Origin of the sequence: Elizabethkingia argenteiflava (genome assembly GCF_009904105.1) — a bacterium.
Taxonomy (GTDB): Bacteria; Bacteroidota; Bacteroidia; order Flavobacteriales; family Weeksellaceae; genus Elizabethkingia; species Elizabethkingia argenteiflava.
In genome coordinates this window covers 1-604 of the sequence record NZ_JAAABJ010000028.1, presented here as the reverse complement: position 1 = coordinate 604, position 604 = coordinate 1, and the positions used below count along the sequence as shown (strand labels likewise).

Here is a 604-nt window from a genome sequence, read left to right as displayed (position 1 = left end):
TTATATTTAAAGATAATGTGTATGACACAGTTCGAGATACAACCTCAGGCTTGGATTTTTATAATCTGAGCCTTTTATCAAAAATAAGGATAAATTGGTTTAAAATTAATCTCCAATTTTGGATGGTCATTGTCGATTTCTTAGCGGCTTCGTTTAATGACAAATAAAAAGATTTCAAAACCGCATCATCCGTAGGTGTAGGCTTCCCTTTTTTAGTACGATTTAAAATTAGACAATTTTTCATATTGTACCCAATTTATTTTCTGTTAATTTATAACAGCAAGTGTCTGTTTTTCCTTTTCTCTGTATTTCACAGGAGACAATCCCGCTAATGATTCATGAGGCCTCTCTTCATTGTAATCTTTAACATATTCATCATTTATCTCTCGAACATCTTCTAATGATTCAAATATATATGAATCAAGAACATTCTCCCTATAAGTCCTGTTAAATCTTTCTATATATCCATTTTGCATTGGTTTGCCAGGCTATATATATTGAAAGGTAATACTATTGGCCTTACTCCAATGAGTCATCAATCCTGCAATAAGTTCTGGGCCTTTATCCATACGAATACTCTGAGGCTTTCCATATCTGCCTATCA

General features: G+C 32.6%; 1 protein-coding gene and 1 pseudogene. Both read right to left on the bottom strand.

Annotation, left to right across the window (positions count from 1 at the left end; genetic code table 11):
• Positions 1-58: 58 nt before the first annotated feature.
• Positions 59-199: pseudogene (locus GNY06_RS15360) on the bottom strand (IS256 family transposase); the annotation flags it as partial.
• A gap of 67 nt (positions 200-266) precedes the next feature.
• On the bottom strand, positions 267-476 hold the full coding sequence (locus GNY06_RS00115; protein WP_244614314.1) for an integrase core domain-containing protein: 210 nt from the start codon (positions 474-476) through the stop codon (positions 267-269).
• Positions 477-604: the final 128 nt, after the last annotated feature.

Bases quoted from the DNA above. Each gene is read 5' to 3' on its own strand.
- GNY06_RS00115 (WP_244614314.1), bottom strand. From the start codon at position 476: ATGCAAAATGGATATATAGAAAGATTTAACAGGACTTATAGGGAGAAT.